Source organism: Acinetobacter sp. V102_4 (assembly GCF_031799005.1).
GTDB lineage: Bacteria > Pseudomonadota > Gammaproteobacteria > Pseudomonadales > Moraxellaceae > Acinetobacter > Acinetobacter calcoaceticus.
Map to the genome: position 1 here is coordinate 22,764 of NZ_JAVQNR010000032.1, position 21,274 is coordinate 44,037.

At 36.3% G+C, this 21,274-nt stretch carries 24 protein-coding genes, 1 tRNA gene and 2 pseudogenes; 10 read left to right on the forward strand and 17 right to left on the reverse strand.

Features of this window, described 5'->3' with window-relative positions; translation table 11 throughout:
* Nucleotides 1–47: 47 nt before the first annotated feature.
* Both RMB13_RS02665 and RMB13_RS02670 read right to left on the reverse strand, forming a co-directional pair.
* Entirely contained in the window at nt 48–827 is a 780-nt protein-coding gene (locus tag RMB13_RS02665; protein ID WP_311084349.1) for a hypothetical protein, read from the reverse strand.
* A 146-nt stretch (nt 828–973) separates the two neighbouring features.
* Nucleotides 974–1,531 carry an NAD(P)H-dependent oxidoreductase gene (locus RMB13_RS02670; protein WP_311084350.1) on the reverse strand — a complete coding sequence of 186 codons (558 nt, stop codon included), beginning with the start codon at nt 1,529–1,531 and terminating at the stop codon, nt 974–976.
* 116 nt (nt 1,532–1,647) lie between these two features.
* Here RMB13_RS02670 and RMB13_RS02675 point away from each other — a divergent pair, with 116 nt between their 5' ends.
* A complete protein-coding gene (locus RMB13_RS02675) occupies nt 1,648–1,983 on the forward strand; it encodes a helix-turn-helix domain-containing protein (RefSeq protein ID WP_003653931.1) in 336 nt (111 codons plus the stop codon).
* A gap of 27 nt (nt 1,984–2,010) precedes the next feature.
* Complete coding sequence (locus tag RMB13_RS02680; protein ID WP_262473152.1) at nt 2,011–2,229, forward strand: DUF6500 family protein; 219 nt, start codon at nt 2,011–2,013, stop codon at nt 2,227–2,229.
* 63 nt (nt 2,230–2,292) lie between these two features.
* Here the strand turns inward: RMB13_RS02680 and RMB13_RS02685 are convergent, their stop codons facing one another.
* From RMB13_RS02685 to RMB13_RS02705, 5 genes and pseudogenes are all read right to left on the reverse strand, one after another.
* Nucleotides 2,293–3,174, reverse strand: a complete 882-nt coding sequence (locus RMB13_RS02685; protein ID WP_311084351.1) for a hypothetical protein — start codon at nt 3,172–3,174, stop codon at nt 2,293–2,295.
* A 44-nt stretch (nt 3,175–3,218) separates the two neighbouring features.
* A complete protein-coding gene (locus tag RMB13_RS02690) occupies nt 3,219–3,575 on the reverse strand; it encodes a hypothetical protein (protein ID WP_311084352.1) in 357 nt (118 codons plus the stop codon).
* A gap of 69 nt (nt 3,576–3,644) precedes the next feature.
* Nucleotides 3,645–4,565 carry a pyridoxal-phosphate dependent enzyme gene (locus tag RMB13_RS02695; protein WP_311084354.1) on the reverse strand — a complete coding sequence of 307 codons (921 nt, stop codon included), beginning with the start codon at nt 4,563–4,565 and terminating at the stop codon, nt 3,645–3,647.
* A gap of 127 nt (nt 4,566–4,692) precedes the next feature.
* Nucleotides 4,693–5,101 (reverse strand): annotated as a pseudogene (fosLL, locus tag RMB13_RS02700) (fosfomycin resistance glutathione transferase FosLL).
* Nucleotides 5,102–5,257: 156 nt separating this feature from the next.
* On the reverse strand, nt 5,258–5,806 hold the full coding sequence (locus RMB13_RS02705) for a TetR/AcrR family transcriptional regulator (RefSeq protein WP_311084355.1): 549 nt from the start codon (nt 5,804–5,806) through the stop codon (nt 5,258–5,260).
* Between the two features lie 704 nt (nt 5,807–6,510).
* Here RMB13_RS02705 and RMB13_RS02710 point away from each other — a divergent pair.
* From RMB13_RS02710 to RMB13_RS02720, 3 genes are all read left to right on the forward strand, one after another.
* Nucleotides 6,511–7,314, forward strand: a complete 804-nt coding sequence (locus tag RMB13_RS02710; protein ID WP_311084356.1) for a GNAT family N-acetyltransferase — start codon at nt 6,511–6,513, stop codon at nt 7,312–7,314.
* Between the two features lie 123 nt (nt 7,315–7,437).
* Nucleotides 7,438–8,340 (forward strand): AraC family transcriptional regulator, encoded by a 903-nt coding sequence (locus tag RMB13_RS02715; RefSeq protein WP_209831760.1) that lies wholly within the window; start codon nt 7,438–7,440, stop codon nt 8,338–8,340.
* A 112-nt stretch (nt 8,341–8,452) separates the two neighbouring features.
* On the forward strand, nt 8,453–9,454 hold the full coding sequence (locus RMB13_RS02720; RefSeq protein WP_311084357.1) for an aldo/keto reductase: 1,002 nt from the start codon (nt 8,453–8,455) through the stop codon (nt 9,452–9,454).
* A gap of 45 nt (nt 9,455–9,499) precedes the next feature.
* Here the strand turns inward: RMB13_RS02720 and RMB13_RS02725 are convergent, their stop codons facing one another.
* The 8 genes from RMB13_RS02725 to RMB13_RS02760 form a co-directional block, all read right to left on the reverse strand.
* The gene (locus RMB13_RS02725) at nt 9,500–9,892 is read right to left on the reverse strand and encodes a hypothetical protein (protein ID WP_311084358.1); all 393 of its coding nucleotides are present in this window, start codon (nt 9,890–9,892) and stop codon (nt 9,500–9,502) included.
* Between the two features lie 97 nt (nt 9,893–9,989).
* Nucleotides 9,990–10,409, reverse strand: a complete 420-nt coding sequence (locus tag RMB13_RS02730) for a hypothetical protein (RefSeq protein WP_056482271.1) — start codon at nt 10,407–10,409, stop codon at nt 9,990–9,992.
* A gap of 41 nt (nt 10,410–10,450) precedes the next feature.
* A complete protein-coding gene (locus RMB13_RS02735; protein ID WP_056482268.1) occupies nt 10,451–10,648 on the reverse strand; it encodes a hypothetical protein in 198 nt (65 codons plus the stop codon).
* 46 nt (nt 10,649–10,694) lie between these two features.
* Nucleotides 10,695–11,438, reverse strand: coding sequence for a hypothetical protein (locus RMB13_RS02740; RefSeq protein ID WP_311084359.1), 744 nt, complete (start codon nt 11,436–11,438; stop codon nt 10,695–10,697).
* 182 nt (nt 11,439–11,620) lie between these two features.
* Complete coding sequence (locus tag RMB13_RS02745) at nt 11,621–12,817, reverse strand: ATP-grasp domain-containing protein (RefSeq protein ID WP_311084360.1); 1,197 nt, start codon at nt 12,815–12,817, stop codon at nt 11,621–11,623.
* The gene (locus RMB13_RS02750; RefSeq protein ID WP_311084361.1) at nt 12,814–14,025 is read right to left on the reverse strand and encodes an ATP-grasp domain-containing protein; all 1,212 of its coding nucleotides are present in this window, start codon (nt 14,023–14,025) and stop codon (nt 12,814–12,816) included. Before RMB13_RS02750 ends, RMB13_RS02745 begins: the two co-directional genes overlap by 4 nt.
* A gap of 14 nt (nt 14,026–14,039) precedes the next feature.
* Nucleotides 14,040–14,930, reverse strand: a complete 891-nt coding sequence (locus tag RMB13_RS02755; RefSeq protein WP_311084362.1) for a 2Fe-2S iron-sulfur cluster binding domain-containing protein — start codon at nt 14,928–14,930, stop codon at nt 14,040–14,042.
* Nucleotides 14,931–14,945: 15 nt separating this feature from the next.
* The gene (locus RMB13_RS02760) at nt 14,946–15,626 is read right to left on the reverse strand and encodes a hypothetical protein (protein ID WP_005038137.1); all 681 of its coding nucleotides are present in this window, start codon (nt 15,624–15,626) and stop codon (nt 14,946–14,948) included.
* Between the two features lie 374 nt (nt 15,627–16,000).
* On the opposite strand from RMB13_RS02760, the gene RMB13_RS02765 reads away from it, so the two are divergent.
* Nucleotides 16,001–16,885: a DMT family transporter gene (locus tag RMB13_RS02765; RefSeq protein WP_270903294.1), complete on the forward strand. Its 885-nt coding sequence runs from the start codon at nt 16,001–16,003 to the stop codon at nt 16,883–16,885.
* Nucleotides 16,886–16,896: 11 nt separating this feature from the next.
* Here RMB13_RS02765 and RMB13_RS02770 read toward each other — a convergent pair whose 3' ends face one another.
* Complete coding sequence (locus RMB13_RS02770; RefSeq protein ID WP_311084363.1) at nt 16,897–17,808, reverse strand: LysR family transcriptional regulator; 912 nt, start codon at nt 17,806–17,808, stop codon at nt 16,897–16,899.
* 139 nt (nt 17,809–17,947) lie between these two features.
* Between RMB13_RS02770 and RMB13_RS02775 the strand changes: the two are divergent.
* The 3 genes and pseudogenes from RMB13_RS02775 (at nt 17,948) to RMB13_RS02785 (ending at nt 19,727) form a co-directional block, all read left to right on the forward strand.
* Nucleotides 17,948–19,191: pseudogene (locus RMB13_RS02775) on the forward strand (MFS transporter).
* Nucleotides 19,192–19,214: 23 nt separating this feature from the next.
* Complete coding sequence (locus RMB13_RS02780; RefSeq protein ID WP_311084364.1) at nt 19,215–19,541, forward strand: gamma-glutamylcyclotransferase family protein; 327 nt, start codon at nt 19,215–19,217, stop codon at nt 19,539–19,541.
* Between the two features lie 110 nt (nt 19,542–19,651).
* Nucleotides 19,652–19,727 (forward strand) — tRNA-Thr (locus RMB13_RS02785).
* A gap of 124 nt (nt 19,728–19,851) precedes the next feature.
* Here RMB13_RS02785 and RMB13_RS02790 read toward each other — a convergent pair.
* A complete protein-coding gene (locus tag RMB13_RS02790) occupies nt 19,852–20,364 on the reverse strand; it encodes a DUF2059 domain-containing protein (RefSeq protein ID WP_017391011.1) in 513 nt (170 codons plus the stop codon).
* 298 nt (nt 20,365–20,662) lie between these two features.
* Between RMB13_RS02790 and RMB13_RS02795 the strand changes: the two genes are divergently transcribed.
* Nucleotides 20,663–21,040 carry a hypothetical protein gene (locus RMB13_RS02795; protein WP_003653970.1) on the forward strand — a complete coding sequence of 126 codons (378 nt, stop codon included), beginning with the start codon at nt 20,663–20,665 and terminating at the stop codon, nt 21,038–21,040.
* Nucleotides 21,041–21,274 lie beyond the last annotated feature (234 nt).

The following is a 21,274-nucleotide window of genomic DNA, read 5'->3' on the forward strand; positions in this document are numbered from 1 at the left end:
TTAGGCCTTTTTTATTTGAAATAAAATTTAGACTTCTCTAAACCACCTTAATCTAAAATGAACATTTCTAATGACTCTACATAAGGCAAAATAAGATATTCATGCTTAGATAAATGCTGTTCTAATTGGGTATGAGTCGATTGATTGAATTGATAAAATTCACTCAATTCTTTAAACAATTGAGTAGTTTTATTTGCATCGAATTTTGGCGTTTTAATGAAGAATAATAAGCTTGCACCTAAACCAACATACTCTAAGCCATAGTTCTGATCTAAATGCTGAATTAAGCTAAAAGACTCAAACGGATTTAAATCACAAGTAAAATATCCATTGAGGCATGCTGCAAATTTTCGAGTTTCACTTTCACTGTTTACTAACTTTACTTGAATAACTTCATCTAAAATTTTTTCGGGTTCAGCATTGATCTGTAGCAGAGTCGCTTGGTCTTCATCACAATACTCAAGTTTTTTAGGTAAGTTATTAAAGTCTATATAATTTTCTGGCTTTAATAATTGTTCAATATGATGTTGAAGTTCTAAAGGTCGAGTATTATCCCAACTTGCTTCACTGTCATCGTCAACGAGTTCTGAAGTATCGAAGTAAAGCCCATCTCCCATTGAAGCATGCATGGAAGTGTATTGGCATTGTCCAATATCTTCTAAAAGTAATAATACTTTTTTAGGTAAATGCTTCTGCTTAATTTCTGAATATAGGTTAACAACATCCTTCCATGAGTTTACTTTACTCATTGTTGCGTAGCATATTAATTCATGAGCATCATCAGTTATAAGGGAATTTTCTTTTTCTTTAATACGAAGAATAGTCATAAGTTTTTAAATTAGATCTATATTTAGCCAATATTTATATCATAAATAAATCGTATATTTAACTTAAAAACCCTAACCCAAATCTTTAAAAAATATTCAATATTAAAGACCCAAACTCTCACGTTCAGGCCTCCCTCTTTTTAAACTTACTCAGACAACGCTAACAACTTCTGAACATACTGAATCGCATTATTGTCTATGTCTTGGTGAGTCGGAACATCATCGTCTTCTGAAGGGTTTGTGTCTAAACCATAAAATGCATGAAGCGGTTGATAGACTGCCCCAACATATAAAGCTGTTAGTTCAAATGGTGTAAAAATCTTCTCTAAAGAAATTTGATAATCACCATTTTCTGAATAAACTTGTTCTTGCCCACCAGCAGATAAAGCCAGCATAAACTTTTTATTTTTGAGCTTGTCGCCTGTTGAGCCGTAAGCCCATCCATACGCCAAAACTTCATCTAACCATTGTTTTAATAGCGGTGGGCAGTTAAACCAATACACAGGAAATTGAAAGACTAAATTTTCATGTTCTTCGACAAGTGCTTGCTCTTTGGCAACATCAATCACCCCGTCTGGATAAGCTTGATAAATTTGGTGAACCGTAAATTGATCGGGATGCTTTTCTAGTTCCTCAATCCATCTTTTATTTACAACAGACTGGTCTATGTGGGGATGAGTAACAATGACTAATGTCTTTTTCATTATGAAAACACTCTTATCGAAAAGTAGATAAATCGATTATAGAAGTGTGCTTTCCTAAATATAAGTACGGTAATTTATGTTATATACTATACTAAAAGATAGTATGGATTTTAAAAATGGACGACTGCATTCCAACTTATACGCCATTAGAAGACACGGGTTTTGGCTACACCCTTTCTTTGATTAACGGCAAATATAAGATGATTATTATGTATTGGCTTTATGGAAAAACCGTCATGCGTTTTAACGAGCTACAACGCTGCATTGGCAATATTTCGTTTAGAACACTTAGCAATACACTCAAAGAATTAGAAAGAGATGGACTGATTCATCGTAAGGAATATCCTCAAATTCCACCAAAAGTTGAGTACCGTCTTTCAGAAAGAGGACAGTCTTTGATTCCTTTGTTAGATATGATGTGTGCTTGGGGCGAGCACAATAAGCCGTCTTAGTTTTATAGACTTGAAGTGATACTAAATATGAGAAATGAATTAAGAGAAATTTTTATTAAGGGATGCGACGATAAAATTGAAAAGAAGGGAGACAATGTCGGTCTATCTTTTTATGCTTTTTTTAAAAATAAGAATGATAACCCTGAGCTACTTATGGAAGCAGCGCATTGGTGGATTATGGAGCATAAGCTAGATCACTTTGAGAAGGCAGTTAAGATTAAAGAGTTAGTCTTAAGTAAGCAGTAAAATTAGAGTTATTCGAAAAGGCTTAAATTTAAGCCTTTTCATTATTTTAAAATTAGAAATTAATTATTTAACATATGGCCAAACATCAGGATCTGTATATTCCTCATCAATATGATAGCCTTCAGCCTTAGCTTTTATCTCTTCCTTTTCCCTATATTTTTTATTTTCAATTAATCTCTTTTTAAACGCTTGCTCGAATTCACTAGGTGTCATTTTATCAGAGTCAGGAATTGAGTCTCTTTCATTGTATCGGACACTCTGAAAGCTAAATCTAAGCATATATTGTTCTTCATTCCGCTCATTCTTAGCTGTTCTTTTTAAACTGATATCTAAAATAACCCCATTAGCATATAACCTATAACCCAATGATTTTGTAGGGCTATTGTTTATTATATTTTTCCACTCTTCAAAACTAAAAATATAACTTGGGTCAATGACATCACGACTTTTCGATAGATGTTTAATATTATCTTCTTTAGCTATACGCGGAGCATCTGTGAAGAAATAGTTTTTCCAGCCAGCCTGATTAATACGTTTCATTAAAGCTACATAGCTTTGATAAACCTGCTCTGGGGTAGCAAATTCTTCTTTTGTGAGGCCAGCATCAATATCTAAAACTTGGATCCCTTCATTTTTATCATATTGAGTTCCTAATACAGAGAAAACATGCTCAATCGATAAACTGTTAGGACCATTATCTATAGTTAATTTTCCTAAGTTAGGAGGAGAAAATTGAAGTTCTCTAAAGCTAACGCCAGCTGGATGATTATCGACATTGCCATCACTATATTTTGAAAAATCTTGAATACCTTGTTCACCCATATGCAAAGTGTAGGCTTGCTGATTCAGACTCAAATTCTCATTATGCTTTGCAGTTGGCTGACAAGCGGCAAGTAGTAATCCAAAAATAAAAATTAAGAAATATTGTCTAAATTTTACCGTCATTACTAACTTCTCTACTTTGCTATTTCCCGACTCTGCGATAATTTTTAATCTTGGACAATAAAGCTATATGTCTTGTCAATTTCAGCACCACCACCTGCATAGAAATCAGCTCTTATATGGATTCTATATTCTCCTTTGTGCTTAGGAGTGCCTTTGATTTGTATAACATTGTAGCCATCTGAATCATTAACAGGTTTAACTGTCACACCTAAGGCTTCTGGAATATTTGTTTCTAATTCAGCATATTTATCAATAACTTTTCCACCAGAGATCTTAATAATTTGTTGATATTCTTGATTAATATGGGCAACTGGCAAGTCCTCTGGAGTAATCTTATATTTTTTACCGCAACCTGTAATTATGAGAATAATGGAGAAAATAAATATTAATTTATGCTTCATTAGAACCTTTACTTATCGGGGAATAAGACTAAAAATATTTTGCATCTATTTTAAAATACATTAGAAATTTCATATTTCTAATGCTAAATCTTTCGAATATTTGAACAGCTGTTCCAAAGTGACCGTTGCCCCTCCACACACGATAACTAAAACATTATCAGTAGGAGAAAAGGATAATTTTTTATTGTACAAAGTGGATAAAGTCGCACCGCAAGCTGGCTCAACTAATGTTCTATGATCATCTAAAAAATTAAAACAAGCTGCTAGAGCTTCTTCATCAGAAACAGTCAAACTAATAACCTGTTCAGCCTGCGAAACTCTAAAAGCATTTTCACATACTTGTTTAGCAGCGAGTGTTGTGGCAATTCCAGTTACTTCATCCAACTTCGCATGCTGACCAGTCTTTATAGAAGTATTTAGAGAAGCTGTTCCCTCTGTTTCTACAGCATAGATAGGAATATTAAGTAAATTTTTTATTAAACCTTGGCTAATTCCTGAGAGTAAACTTCCACCGCCAACAGATAAAATGACAGCATCTGGTCTCACCCCATCTGAAATTACTTCATCAATAATATGAGCAACACCGTCCCATAAATATTGGTCATCAAAAGGATGAATGTATACAGCTTCCGAATTAACATAAGTTAGAGCAAGATCATTAGCTTCAACCCAAGATTTCCCATAAACAATAACCTCTGCATTTTCTTGCTGCATCAGATTTATGGCTTGTGATGAAGTTGTCTCAGGAACAACAACAGTTACAGGAATACTTAATTTATTTCCCATGTAAGCAGCTGAAATCCCAGCATTCCCCCCAGAAGAACTAATAAATTTTTTTGCACCTCTTTTTGCATATTGCTGACAAGCATTACCAATACTTCTTTGCTTAAAAGAACCAGTTGGCTGTGAAGATTCCATTTTTAGCCATACATTACAATTATTTAGTTCACTTAATTTATTTGATTTAATACAAGGAATTTTTGTGTTCATATTTAATAAATTTTATTGAAAAATAGAGATTAACTTCCTTTTTTTACCACTTATTTTATTCATTAGCAAAAATAGTTGAGTAATTATATTATTATTCATTTTGTGATCAAAAATAGATTTTCAACCATTATTCATCAAAAAAAACCATTCCTTCATAAGGATTTTTTTTTACAGCTCTCCAAACGACTAGATAGATTACCTACATGTACCTCTAATTTATGACCATCAGGATCTAAAAAGTATATAGATTCTCCTTCACTTTGATTATTTTTCCACTCACGTATATTCAGCAATTTAATTTGCTGGCGGAATTCATCTATATGCTCTTCACTAATACTAAAACAGTAATGTGTATAGTCTGAACTTATACTAACCTCATCAAGTGATAGACAAAGCCATAACTCTCCAAGGCTCAAATAAGCGCCTTTATTCCACTTGGCTCTGGGAGTAAAACCTAGAACATCTTTATAAAAACTAAAACTACGATCAACATTCTCTACGGAAATAGTTAGATGATTCAATCCACTTAATTTCATAGATGTTTTTCTCTTTTTAAAAGGATTTTATTTATATTAAAAAATTATTGATTTCACATAAGTCTATAATTTTTATTAAAGATAAAGAAATATGAAATTCTTAGTAAGAATATAATTTTTAATATAAAAGCCCAACTCTCGTCAGGCCTCTCTCCATCAAACCCGACTTAAAAAATAGTCGAGTAATGCATCCCTTTCATCGGTGTTATTGGTTCCCAAAAGCTGAACCATTGCGCCATCAATCACAAATAAAAACATGTGCGCATCTTCAACTGTAGCAGTTGCTTTTACAGTTAAAAGGAGTTTATGAATTTCTTTAATGAACCATTTTCGGTAGTCAATAACGAGTTTATAAGCTGCTGGATAGATCTTTTCAATTTCAAAAATCGCTTTAAATGGCAACCGATAAAAGCCATCTAAGTTTGCATGTAAAAGGTAAATTTTCTTGAGTTTATCGAATGCCATGAGTTCGCGGTACGAATGAATAATAGAAAACACCTCATGTTTTAATGCATCTATTTGAAAAGTTAAGCTCATCTGAATGAGCCTTTCTTTGGAGTGAAAATAGTTATAAAAAGTGGCTTTAGGGATTTTGGCTTCCTCAATAATCCGATCTATCCCGATGTAAAACCCATTTTGATTAAATAAATCTTTTGCTGCGTGGAGCACGCTTAATGCTCTAAATGATGCTTCTAAATTTGGCATTTCTATACCGTTTAAAATAATTTTTTGTTATGTGTGAAAGAGATAAAAATGCCGTCACTCTTAAATTGAGCGCTAAAAACAGGCATGCAAAAGCCGCACAAAAATGGTGTGCTCGCCTATCTCTGGTTTTATTGTTGCTATGATTTTTTAGTCGTAATGACCTATGGCTTAAAACCTAGAGTCGGTTAAACCTTTTTAAAGACCAGTGCGATATAGACGTAAAGATTTTGGCAAAGGTTGCCAATGAGAGAGATGAAATAGTACGCATATGACGGATTCCTGTACAAATAAGGATTCTGCCTATCTCTGCTAAAAGATGGTGGCAGAACGAAAGGGGGTTAGCAGACTGGGTACAGAACCAGCACACCCGAAGGTGTCCCCCCTCCGCCCTACCATAACGTAACGTCAGGGAGACGAGTGGAATACAAGCAGATTCCATCCTCAGAAGGATTAAATCTGATGCACTGTACCGCGGTCTGCTAAAACCGGCTGGCAATGTAGGCCAGCAGGCAAAGGATAATCCGCGCATTTTTGAGTGTCAATGTAAGGTTGAATAGAAATTGGTTAAATAATTATTGTTGTTTATTCAATTAGATATTTAAGCTAAACAGTCATTCAACTTAAATTTAAAAATATCATGATAATAGTAAAAATGTAGGATAGTGAATTATGATTGAGTTCATCATTTGAATAGGTAATTAATAATGATAATAAAGGGACCTCCCACCAGTTTAGAAGAATATAAAATTATCTTTCAATGGCTTGATGAACGGTTTTATTATTCTATTGGGGCTATGGCCTTTCTTGATCAAACGCAGGTTATCGATGCCGAATGGCAACTCTTACGGTTGTATGACCCACATAACGCCGAGCAACTGCTAGGAGTCGCGGTCATTCTTGCTGGAGGCACCTGTTTCTGGGTTCCATCAAAGACATCTTCATCTGGATCATTGCTCTGCACTTCAATTTTGCAGCTTCAACCGCGTCGGATTGCAACGACCGCAATCGGGCGTGATTTATTACATGCCCAGATCAAACAAAAAGGACGTATTTTACGAGAGTATGATCAATGGATCATGGTTTGCTCACGCCAATTTTCTCAAGCTCAAGGCCGCTTGGCTGAACTCTCGGACATTGCCCGTCTTAACGAATATCAACATCAATACAATGATGAGCGCTCAGTGAATGAAACACCTGATTGGGAATCTCTAATTCAACAAGAAAAAATTATTGTGCTTGAAGCAGACGAACAAATCGTTTCGATTGTGCGTTTAGGCATAGAAACCGATCGTCTGGTTTCTATTGGCGGCACATATACCTTCCCTGCTTATCGCCGAAAAGGTTTTGCCGAACGCGTCTTAAAATTTGCAGTTAATCGGATTGTTGCAACTGGACATATTGCTCACTTAATTGTCGACGTTGATAACACCCCAGCGGTTACACTGTATCGGCAAATGGGCTTCGAATGCGTAGAGTCTTCTTACATTGCTTACCCAGAGTATTTATAAAAAATCATTCATTTTCAAAACTGCTTAAATGAACCAATTGATCGCGCCATAAATAAAAGCTACAGTAAATAAAGTTTGAATTTTATAACTTTAAATAAATTAATAATGCATGCAGGCAAAGACATGGAAACCATACATGATTTTTATCGCCGCTTTTCTTTAACCAGAGATAGCGATTACTCGGTTCCATCGACTTCGTTTGGACATTTTAATGTGTTCCAACGCGATGCCTGCTCGTTTCTCACGCCTTATAGCCGCCGCGATTATTATAAAATTTCACTGGTTTTAGGCACAGGCGAACTTCACTACGCCAACCGCTGGATTCGGGTAGACCGCCCTGCTTTGCTGTTTTCAAACCCGATGGTTCCCTACGCTTGGGAAATTAATTCGCCCGAACAGGCAGGCTGGTTTTGTCTATTTACCGAAGAATTTGTAAACCAAGAATCAAGACAAAGCTTTTTAAAAGACTCACCGCTGTTTAAAGTCGACGGCGACCCGTTGTATTTTTTAAACGACCAACAGGTTGATGAAATTTCATTTATTTTCAAAAAGATGATGACTGAAATAAATTCAGATTATATTCACAAATACAATGTTTTAAGAAACTATTTGCACCTGATTGTGCACGAAGCTATGAAAATGCAACCGACCCAACAGTTTGAAAAACATAGCAATGCTGCGGTTCGGATTTGCCATTTGTTCTTTGAATTATTAGAGCGCCAGTTCCCAATCGACTCGCCACATTTTCAGCTTAAACTCAAAACGGCAAATGACTATGCCTATGGTCTGTCAGTGCATGTGAACCATTTAAACCGAGCTGTAAAAGAAGCCACAGGTAAAACCACCTCTGAACATATTAGCTCGCGTATTACGCAAGAAGCCAAAGCGCTGTTACAACACACCAGTTGGAATATTTCTGAAATTGCCTATAGCTTAGGCTTTGAATATTCAGCGTATTTCACCAACTTCTTTAAGAAAAATACGGGTTTTTCACCTAAAAAGTTTCGCGAAGACTGTGTGGCCTAAAAACAGATTGTTTGAATTTTATAATTATTGGTTTGAATGTTATACGTCAGTTTGAGCCAAAGCATTTTATAGTTTTTCTACTCAAGTGATTTTGCAAAAAAGAGTATGAAAAATGAAATATAGAACTTTAGGACAAACAGGCGAAAAAGTATCAGCACTTGGTTTAGGTTGCATGGGAATGAGCTTTGCCTATGGTGCCTCAGACGACACACAAAGCATTGCAACCCTAGAAAAAGCCTTAGACCTCGGCATTAACTTTTGGGACACCGCCGACATGTACGGCAACGGCGCAAACGAAGTTTTGCTCTCAAAAGTTTTAGAGAAACACCGCGACAAAGTATTCTTGGCGACCAAATTTGGCTTCCGCTACAAAGAAGATAACCTCAACCCACAAAACTCTTTAGAGTCTTATATCGACGGTTCTCCAGAGTGGATTAAAGTTGCGGTCGAAAACAGTTTAAAACGCTTAAATACAGACGTAATTGATTTGTATTATGCACACCGCATTGACCCGAATATTCCAGTTGAAGACACGATTGGCGCCATGGCTGACTTGGTCCAACAAGGTAAAGTTCGCTATTTAGGACTCAGTGAAGCGTCGGCTGAAACCATTCGTAAAGCACATGCGATTCACCCGATTGCAGCGGTTCAACATGAATATTCGCTACTTACCCGTGAGTTTGAGCAAACCCATTTGCAAACTATTCGCGAGTTAGGCATTAGCCTTGTGCCGTATTCACCATTATCACGTGGTTTAATCACCAATACACTCGATGTCGGCAACCTAGAAGAAAACGATTTCCGTCGCCAGTTACCACGTTATCAGGGCGATAACTGGAAAAATAACCAAAGTTTGGCGCAAGCATTTAGCAAATTTGCACAAAGCAAAAATGCGACAGCGGCTCAACTGGCTTTGGCTTGGATCTTGGCGCAAGGTGAAGACATTATTCCAATTCCGGGTACGCGTAAAATCGAGCGACTTGTAGAAAATGCTGGCGCTGTAGACCTTGATTTAACAGCGGCAGATTTGGCAGAAATCGACGCAATTATTGCGAGATATCCAAACATGGGCGCACGCTATAACGCTGAGCAACTTGCTGCGGTAAACCATTAAAATATGAGCTATAAAAAAGTCCGACTTAGTGTCGGACTTTTTTATTTAGTCTTTGCTATAACTGCCCTGCTGGCGTCCATCGTTCCAAGTTACGTCTAACGATTTTTCAGAAATCGTCAGGCTTTCTGGAAATATACTTAAATTCTTTTTAAATTTAGAGTCTGGTTTTAAACCAATACAGTTGCCATTTTTCCACCATGTCCCTTCGGCATATTGGTCTAAAGCGCCATAAGCTAGCATCCATTTAAACTTACCGTCTGGCTGAAGTAAAAGTTCCGAACCAACTTCCATCACACCATTTAAATAATAGTGCCCACTCCAAGCTTGATCGGCTTTTTGAAATTTCACTTCTTTGCATGTGCTGGTTGGCTCGGCATAAATTTGAGATGAAATGGCAATCGTAGAAAGTAATAGCAACCGTGCAATCATATTTGTCATTATTTAATTTCCTTTAAAAATCAATAAACTTCTTTTTAATCAAGTTATTAGTTAGTTTTAATCCAGCTCTGTCTTAGAGAACAAGTAAGTAGGATTCTCAAGTTTTTATATATTCCTCATAAGAAGAGACTACTGTTACATCATTTGCTAGGAAATCAGGATACTTTTCTCTTAGTAATTCAACACATTCTTGACTTGCGGTTACTACAACCAATGGATCACTCGGATAGGTAACAAACATGGGGAAATCACTAATGAGTTTAAAAACTGCTCTCTCCATTTTTTCTGATCCGCATGGCCTAAAAATAGTTAAGCCTTCTACACTCGAGTTATCCTTACCGAAAGTTATGGAAAAATGACAGTGTACACCTGCCATCTGGCCTTCATATAACTCTACGCCATAATCTAAAAAGTAATAATTGTCATCTATTTCAGTCCAATAGGGACTAAAAATATCTAATATTTCCTCTTTAGTTGCAGAATCATCCATTGAAAAAATAAAGTATTCAATACCCATGTTTTCTCTCTTATCTACTATATCTCATCATTCAATTACTACTATCCAACATAACCATAAATCAGGCCAACTACACCAATACATAATAGAATGATAAAAGTTATATTTTCTGTCTCAGACTTATTTTTACGTTTTTTACCGTATAGCCCAACAATTACTGCAATTATAATTATCAAAATACTAGCGAGCATTACAAAGCCCATCATAATACCATGGCCAATATTTGCCGAACTTAACATCCAAGTTTCCTTTTTTAAATCTTAGAAAAGAACAGTAAGGAATTTACTATTTCCCAGACTCAACTTTTAAATAAGTTCCGTCTGCATACACGTTGTGTCCAAAGCCACAACCCGAGTTACCTTCATTTTGTTTGACCTGAATGAAGTTTCCTAATTTCGTATTGGTTTTAAAATCGAGCTGAATGCGGCAGTCTTCATTTTTATAAACCGTTTGCTTTTTATTGCTCGGCATTTTGGTGTCAAACTCACCCATATTCGGGCCATAAATTAAGCTTCTAAGGCCCATATATAAACCAGCATAGCTGATCGCATATTGCCCCTTCTCACGACTTACCGTGATGTGGTCCCACTCACCAAAACCTGAGTAACGCACATATTCACCAGACAAGTCATTTGATGCTTTAGGTGCAGGTAATTGCTTAAGGTTAAATTGGCTCGATTTTGATTTGTCATCAAGCATAAACCATGATCTTGCCCAAAGTGGCTGACCCAGTTTGGCATAGGCTAAACCCACGTTATTGTTAGCAACTTCAATATCTCGGTCAGTAAATTTAACGGTGGTTTCATCTGCATTGGCTTTACAAAATGCAGTCCAAGAGGCTTGATTCTGAAAATTTTCCAGGGCTTTTTTATATTGTTTTTGGTCGTAGTTTTTCTTACCTAAACTCGCGTATTGCTTCACTTTATTACAGCTTTGTTGTAGCTCTTGTGCAAAAGAAAATTCTGCATGGGTAACCGACAAAGCCGAAAGTGTCAGAACCGCGCAACCTGAAATAATAGATTTAATCATTTTTAAAATTCTTTAATAATTAACTAATTATATAATATGAGCTAGTTCGATAAATCACAATTCTCTGCAACAAAAGTCCATTACAATGCTGGTTAGCTTAGGCTCTTTCATCATGTCATATAAAAAGGCCTGAACGTTTAAGCTCAAGCCTTTTTGATTTTTAGATTTTAGCCAAATCTCAACTAAGAAGACTCACTTAGACTCAAACTAGAATGATGATTTTGACAAATTGCGCTTTGCAAAATTTTCATACTATTTTTAATCGCATCTTCCACCTGTATTTGGCTCTCTCCCATGAAATGAATTTTTGCAGGAATATTTTCATAACTAAAATTGTTATGGTCGCCGCTTTCTTGAATTAACTGATAGGTAATCGTTTCATTCTCTAATTCTTTAATGCCATTAAATAAAAAACCAGAACTATAGGGATTCGGCATCATCAGAAAACCAGTGATTTTCGTATTCACTGGCTCTAACGGAATATTCATTGCCGCCTTAATCCACATTTCATATAAGTCGACTGACTCATTACGTAATGTAATGAACGGAATTTCCCCTCCACCGACTCGCCCGCCAACCTCTAAAAAGACCAACTCACCTTTAGACTCAATAAATTCGAGATGAATCGCCTGATCTTTTAATTTTAAGAATTTACATACGTCTAAAGTAAATCTTTCTACTTTTTGAATAAACTCAGAATTATCAATCGTGACTGAACCTAATGGCGCACCGTTTCTGAAGTCTAAACAGGTATTAATATATTTTGAGACTTTAAAGTAAGGCATTTTATTGTCAGAAATAATCGCATCAACGTGATAGATATCTCCTTCAATAAACTCCTCTACTTCATAACCCGCATAGGAAGACAATCGTGGTATATCAGCCAACTCACTGATTTTTATTACGCCTTCAGAAGCTGCACCTACTTGAGGTTTTAAAATAATCGCTGAGCCACTTTCTTGCAGAAATTTCTCAATGTCTTGGTATGAAGACACTTCTGCATATTTAGGGTAACGGACAGTAGAATGAGCTAAAGCATCCTTCATTTTTTTCTTGTTACGGCACAACAAATTGTCTTCAACCGTTGCACCCACAATATTCAATTCAGTTCGAATGCGAGCGGCAGCGTCCAGATCATATTCCGAGATGGCAATAACGTAATCTATTGGCTTTTTTTCATAGATTTTTACAGCTTCTTTTAATACATCCTCTTCATTTAATTGTTCTAAACCCGCTATGTAGTAACAGTTTGAAGAGGTGATATAGCGCATCGTTTCTGTTAATGAAATATAAGAGACATGGACAGCATCGTGATCTATATATTTATTAAAGTCAGACAATTCATCGTCATATCTATTGATGATTAATACATGTTTCATATGACTTTCACCTGCTCATGTATATGTGTGACTAAACTACGGATCTTATTTTCACTTTCAGAACGGAGAATGATGTAGCCTAATCGCGAGGTCCAATCATGGTTACAAGCGAGTTCATCGTCTGCTTCGTAGTAAAAGTGATGGTGTACACATTCAGGCGCTTCTAACAGTTGCTCTAAACCACTAAAACCTTTAAAAAGACGGTGGTTTCCTTGCGGAATAAAGGCAATTGCAGAGACCATATTTTTCTCTATTGAAGGTGAATATGGCAGGTCGAGGTATTCGCTCAGTACAGCTTGTGCGAGGTCAAAATTAGTCGCCAGTTTAATTAACTCAACAATATTATCGCCCGGTAAACGTGCAGCTAACTCGATCGCTACGGCTTTTCCCTGAGGCGTTACTCTCAGTTCTAGGTGAAAAGGTCCGATGTTTAATTCTAAGGTTTGAATGACTTTTGCGGCATAATCAAAAACGTGTTCAGAAAATTGACCGTCATATTGATTACCCACAATATGCCCAATTTCGACAAAGTAAGGTTCTGGGCCTAATAGCTTCTCTGTCAGTGAAGCGAAGGTTATTTTTCCATCTGTATGAACAATTCCTTCAACACTGTATTCCTTCCCTACAATGTATTCTTCAACAATTAAATCACCACTTGCATAGAAGCCAATATCATTCGGTTTAGATTTCCAGATCGCTTCAACTGTTCGTAAAAGCTCCTCAAAATCTGCAACTTTTTTAACAGACATACTGCCCGCCATATCAACCGGCTTCACTACAGCAGGAAACTTAAAATCTTGAGGTAAGCGGATCTCTTTACCCTGTGAAATCAAGGCATATTTAATATCGCTTAAGCCTGACTTGGTTAGCTTGTCACGAAATTTGAATTTATTTCGAACCGTTTGAGCTGTCGTATATTCAAGAGAGTTTTTGGCAAATGAATTGCCTAGCTGTGCTGCCATAGGTACAGCATATTCAACCCCCGGTAATATCGCTCTTACTGTCTTTAACTCATTAATTTTAGAGAGTTGGCTATGAAAATCACTGGTATCTATTTTTATTATCTCTTTTGCTTTTTGTCGCATTGTTCCATCAATGCTGCACTCTCCTTCGTCAGTAGAAAAAACATATAAATCTATACCTAATTCTTGAGCGGCATTTAAATAAGTGATGCCCGAAGAAATAGGTTCTATAACTACTACAGTCATTGTTACAGTCTCCGTTAGGGACCAAAACTTTCCAACTCACACAGAGGCTGATTTAAAATTTTATTAATTATTGGGGTAGAACCGACACCCACTGTTAACTCGTGAGAGTCCAAATAATTTGAAAAATCAAATCCATTATTCGTCCACGTACAAAACGGGATATTTATAATATTGACCTCAGCTTCAACCTGCTCTCGAAAAACATTGACACAATGTTGATGGTAATGACTTAAAACTGACCGATTAATCGCATAGATATTCACTTTAGAAATAGGATTTTTTCGGATGAGATCCAATCCCCGAGTAAGTGCAGCACCCATACCACTTCCACCGCTTACAATATTAAGTGTAGATATGGCCTTTTCGTATTCAGGTTCTATATGATTATTCAGGTTATATTCTAATTGGTCACCAATCGCTAGCTTTTGAAATAAGTTAGAAAATATTCCATTTGGTCTTAATTTTATGTGCAAAACAAAAAAATCATAATTTTTCACACCCAGTGAAACCACAGAGTAACTTCGAATTAAAGATTCTGATGGGTGTTTGATATTTACAATTGCTTTAGAACTAAAGAAGGTCCTTTTAATTTTAAATGTAAGCTCAACAATATTTTCAGAAAGAAAATTTCGAGTTATTAATTGAGCCACACTAAAATTATTAACCAATGGTGCGATTTCGACATCGCTCTGAGCATAGCTAATACAAGGTAAGAACTCTTTATCTATGGCAACTTGGTTTCCCAATTCATATACGACTCCACCTTTTAGTTTACATCGACAAACTCGGCACACACCTTTTAAACAGCCTTTCATCACCGTGCTATCAGGCACTGCATTGATAAGAGGCTGCTCAGAATCAGCAATGAAAATATGCTCTTTAATACGAACATTCACCATTGGCATATTCTAATTCCATTGCTATGAAAGGGTTTCAGCACGCACAGCCTGAAAATACTCTCCTACCATCGGAACAAAACTATTGATATGCTTGATTGCAAGATCAAAGTCTTCTTGTGTTTTAATTACAGAAGAAAGCATATCTGTCATCATGCCGCTATGGTCTTCAGCTTCATCAAATGCAACATGCGAAGCTGCACCCGATACAGCTTGATTCCCCATATGGACACCCGCTTTTTGCGTAATAAAATTATTAAATTTGTCGCCATAATATTCGAGGAACCAGTCCCAAACGACTGCTGGCAATGCACCAAATTTCTCTACACAAAAGTTTAAATACCCCATCAGTTTCCATGTTTCAGGAAATGCATTTTTTGAAATAATCTGATCTGAAGAATATCCATATTTAGTCAAGTCTTGACCAAACATTTCATCGTGTCCAAATTCATCATATAAATAATATGAAAGCTGTTTTGCAGCAGAGATATTATTGATTGCAGCAACGCGTACAGCATTTGCATCTAACTCATTATTCATATGAATGCGAATAACGCACTCTAAAATATGTCGTTTATAATATTTTTCATCGAACCAGTCTTCATTATGAAATTTATGCATAATTTCATCTTTTTTAAACTCGCTATGCATAGCTTGATCAACCGCACTTTCTAATTTTTTCAGACTTTCCTGTGAAAAAAACACGTTTTATCTCCGTTATATTTAAATTATTATCCAAGTATTAAATACTTATTTAGCTAGAATTAAGATTGTTATTAATTAAACTTAAAACAAGCAAATATTATGTTTAAATATATTTTATAAAATGTCAACAAAATATTATTTTTTAGAATTTCTAACTAAAAGAAGTATTATTAATCAAAAATAAAAGTAATAAATTTAATTAACAATTAAGCAACAATATTTTTTAAACAAAAAAATTAATTCCAATTAATATTCACCACCAACAAAATTTAAATAACTTACACTTCATGGAAAAGAAGGAATTTAACAGGGCTATATTATTACAAAAAATAATGTAGAATCCTTGTGGCTAAATATATGGAAGTATTATAAAAGTGAATAATTTAATTATCGGAACCCTATTTGCGCTCTGTGCAGCTGCACTCAATGCCTCTATTGGTGTGATTAGTAAATTACTCATGCATAGTGGTTTAAACCCACAAGATATTGCCTTTTTAAAAACCATTATTGCCTTTTTCTTTTTAAGTGTTTTTCTATTTAAAGTCCCTGTTAGCCAGAAGATTGCATACATAAGTAGCACTCCAAGCAAGCTCAGTGTTTTTGCTCAAATTGCGATATGTGCCTTTTTAGGCATTTTCTCTCTATTCTTTTTCGAGACCATTGCCTACAACCACGGTGCTGCGGCCAATGTGGTCGTGGTATTAATGGCTTCAGCAGCTATTTCAGCTTTATTTTTTGGCAGATTAGTTTTAAAAGAAAGTATTTATATTCATTCAATTATTGGAACATTATTAGCTGTAACGGGTATTAGTGTAATTTCATGGAAAGGTGAAAATAGTTTATTAATGCTTATCAATGCTTCTATTGCAGGTATTGGATATGGTTTATTTTCAGTATTAATTAAAAAATTCAGATTAAATGGTGGTTTATTTCTAACTAAGTACTTATTACTTTTTGGTAGTGTTTATCTTGCTGTTCCCTTTCTAATCAACTTTCATAGCATAAACTTTAATACTGATATTATTTTAGGTTTGGTTGGCTTAGCAGTCTTGCCAACCATTCTAGGCTTTTTCTGTACCACCAAAGCTTTGTCTTATATGAGTGCGGCAAAAGTACAAGTGACTGAGCTTTCTGAGCCAATTTTTGCGGCTCTCATGGCTTGGGTCTTCATTCATGAGCAACCGACTTTATCTTTTTTATATGGCGCAATTTTCATTATTTCAGGCATCTTTTTAATGAATAGAGCGCCTAAAGCATAATTTGGCTAATTTCATTTATATTGCTCTGCATGATGGCAAGCCACTTGCACCACACTGGCAAAATTAATTGCCATTTGTGAAGGGGCATGTTTTTTATATGCAAGCGCTAAACCCACCGTAGGTACTGGCGCTTGCAACGACCGATAAGCCACACCCTGTATTTGCAATTGTTTGGTCGACTCTGGAACCAAAGATACCCCCAAGTTTGCAGACACTAACGATAAAATTGACACAATTTGCGGCGCATTTTGTCCAATTTTAGGTTCAAAGCCACAGTTTTGGCAGGCTTGTCTAATCGCATCAAAAAGTCCTGCACTAATTGAAGGGGGAGAGACAATAAAATCAAGCTCTCGCAGGGAAGCTAAATCAATTTCTTTTGATGACTCGTCTAGTTTAAAAGACTCTGAAGGCAAGGCTGCAATTAAAGGTTCAGCCAATAATTCTTGAACGATTAAGCTCTCTGGAATGTGACTTGGAGGCCGAATAATCGCGACATCTAAACGATCTTCAAGCAGTAAATCAATGAGCAGCAAAGTATTAGCCTCTTCAAGCTTTAAATTCACTTTAGGATATTGCTGCTGAAAATAGCGAACGCATTTAGGAATTAGAGGATTCAACATTGAAGTGCCTGTAAAACCTAATCGCAATTGGCCAACTTCGCCATTTGTCACTTGTTTGACTAAGTTCGCTGCATCTTCTACACGTTGCTGTATAGGCTGAATGGCATTTAAAAAGGCAAGCCCAGCTTCGGTCAGTTCCACCCCATGTGGTGAACGAATAAATAAATCCGCGCCGAGTTCTTCTTCTAAGTCTCTTATTTGCATGCTTAAAGGTGGCTGGCTCATGTTTAAGCGATGCGCCGCTCTGGTAAAGTTTTTTTCTTCTGCTACTGCTAAAAAGTAGCGTATATGTCTGAGTTCCATCGCTATATATAAAACATATCATGACCTATTGTTAAATATATTAGAAAAATACCATCTAAATTGCTAATTTTAATTTATCGAATTTTCTCGATGAAGCACGCCGAAAGGCGCTGCACCTCTTTTCTGTCATGGTCATGATATGAGCTCTTCATCTACACCCAGTACCTTAAGCACTGAAGCAACTTCTGTTCTTTCCCGCGAGTGGATTCACAAAGGTACTAAAGCCTATAAGCACGCTGGTTTCGCTTTATTCCTCGTAGGCTTTGCTAGTTTTTCTCTGATTTATTGCGTACAGCCGCTTCTGCCAGCGTTTAGCCAAAGCTTCCAGATTAGCCCTGCAAGCAGCTCTTTAGCCTTGTCTTTAACGACCGCCTTTTTAGCGATTTCAATTGTACTATCGAGCGCTTTTTCACAAGCGATTGGCCGTCGTGGTGTGATCTTCAGCTCAATGCTGTGTGCAGCTATTCTTAATATTGTGGCGATGTTTACACCTAACTGGCACAGTTTACTGATAGCTCGAGCACTAGAAGGTCTGTTACTCGGTGGAGTACCCGCTGTAACCATGGCTTGGATTGCTGAAGAAATCGCACCTGAACACCTTGGTAAAACCATGGGTTTATATATTGCAGGTACAGCCTTTGGTGGAATGATGGGCCGTGTTGGCATGGGCGTTTTGATTGAATATTTTTCTTGGCGCACTGCTTTAGGCTTACTTGGGGCAATCTGTTTGATTTGCTCAATTGCTTTTTTGAATTTACTTCCTGCTTCGCGTAATTTCGTCCAGAAAAAAGGTTTGAATTTAGATTTTCACATACAAATGTGGCGTACCCATTTAAGTAATTTCAAATTGCTACGTCTGTTTGCAATTGGATTTTGCTGACCAGTGTATTTGTGACTTTATTTAACTACGCTACTTTCCGTTTAAGCGGTGCGCCTTATTCACTAAGTCAAACTCAAATTAGCCTTATTTTCTTGTCGTATAGCTTTGGTATGGTGTCTTCCTCATTAGCAGGTGGCCTAGCCGACCGCTTCGGTAAAAAAACCATGATGATGAGTGGCTTTGCCTTAATGATTGTGGGCAGCCTCATGACGCTGCTCACCTCTCTTTTCGGCATTATTATCGGTATTGCATTTATTACATCGGGTTTCTTTATTACCCACTCACTCACAAGCAGTTCAGTGGGTGCTGAAAGCAAACAAGCCAAAGCCCACGCCAGTTCACTGTACTTACTGTTTTACTATATGGGTTCGAGCATTGTTGGCTCGGCAGGTGGCTGGTTCTGGTTACACGGCGGATGGAGCGCCATAGTCGGTTTAACTGTTGTGCTTTCATTACTTGGAATATTTTTAGCGGTTTCTACCTCACACGCAAAAGCTCATTAATTTTTAATTTAAAGGAACCTCACATGTCGAGTTTATTTGTTTATGGCACTTTAGGCCCAGGCCGACCTAACGCTCATATCCTTGAAAATATTGGCGGGCAATGGGCAGAAGGCTGGGTAAAGGGAACCTTACGTAACGAAGGTTGGGGTGCTAATTTAGGCTATCCGGGAATTGTGCTCGATGATGCTGCTAATCAAGTTCAAGGTTTTGTTTTTAGCTCGGAACATTTAGATTCGAACTGGAAATTGCTTGATGATTTTGAAGGCGAAGAATATGAAAGAGTGCCTGTTCAGGTCACTTTAAATAGTGGCGAACGTGTTGATTCGTTTATCTATGTGTTGAAAACCTAAGTCATTTTCAAACTAAACTACATAAGCACTTAAAAATAGAACGAAAAAATTCAAATGCTCATTTTTTGGCTTGTATTTTTTTTAAGAAACTGTAAAATTCATTCCACATCGCCGGCATAGCTCAGTTGGTAGAGCAACTGACTTGTAATCAGTAGGTCCACAGTTCGAATCCGTGTGCCGGCACCATCATTAAACCTCATGAATATTTGATTTATGGGGTTTTTTGTTGCCTGTAGATTTTATAATACTCAAAAATTTATAGGTATTACCAAAAAATTGAGTGCAGATCTATTGATCTACACCCTTCAAATTATTTTTCGTATTTCTCCAATTCAGTAACCATCTCTTTTGCTGCTGCTATAATTTTAGGCATAGCGTCTTTAGTCAAATCTTGACCCAACTTCATGCTTTGCTCCATCACTAGAGGCATTTTGTTTATGGCAGCTTGACCGACTGGTGATTTATAAAAATTAATTAATCCATCGATTTCTTCTTGAGTAAAATTTGTCACATAAATACGCGTAAATTCAGGCTCAAGTTTTTCCCAACCCATATCTTCTATAGTAATTTTAGAGAATTTTTTTGCAAAATTTGCTACCACTTGTTTTTGTTGAGAATTAAGGGGTTTACCTTGTTGCATTTCAACTTCAGAGATCGTTTTTGAAATCATCTGCTCAATGTACGAGCCCATTTGTTTATATAAATCTTGAGATTTTGTGACCTTCATTAATTCTTTTACAGACTCACTAGAAGCAGGCTGTGCAAAGGATGGATTTGTTAAACATAAACCAACAACTAAAGTAGATAATATTTTCTTCATCATAATTAATAACATATTAATAATATTTTTAAGGATAATAGTTGGGATAGACAGTTTTTGTCAAAAACTTTGTTTTTTTAAATTCGATAAACACTTATTATAAATCTAAACTTCAAAATAACTTTCTAAAACCAATTTATTCTTTTAAAAGCGAAATATGATGCTGCTACTTTATTAAAAAATATAGGATTAAAATAAGAAATATTAAAAAGATAAGATTATAATGCGCCCCCAAATAAGGTCATGTTAATAAGACCTATTTTATAAACTTTAATTCATTAAGATACCAACAAGGAAAAATATGAAACTCCGTTTTATTTTACCTGCTTTATTTCTAACGTTGCCTTTAACAACATATGCCCAAGACACCACATCTCAAATTCAAAACGTTGCAAACCCACCAATTTGCTTAATTGAGGGTACTCCTTCAGCAGAACACTATAAATCTATTAAACGTATTAAAGCCGCGAAAGGAACATATGGTGGTTTTGAAGAAATAAAACCTAAATTAGCCATTGTTGCCCGTAAATACGGTGCAGATGTGGTGATTAATTATCATCAAAGCCAAAGATTTGGTTTCTGGCCGTGGCGTATTGTTCGTCCAGTACTCACAGGAACTGCTGTGAAATGGAATACACCTGTTGATTGTGCAGCCTTAGGTGGAAAAGAAATTCGTTAATACAAAATGAAAAAAGCCCAACATCCTGTTGGGCTTTTTTCGTATTTCGTTACTAGGTACACTTCCTGTAATACCTCACGTCCTGATGCTTAAACTTATTGTTGTTGTTTTACGTTTTGGAACTTCCTGTTCCCGTTAAGTGCATCATAGGTAATTTATGAGGTCATAGAAAGACGCAAATTTCCCGAATGAATGTACGAAAAAGCGTACACCTCATTTTTTTCTAGCCAAATA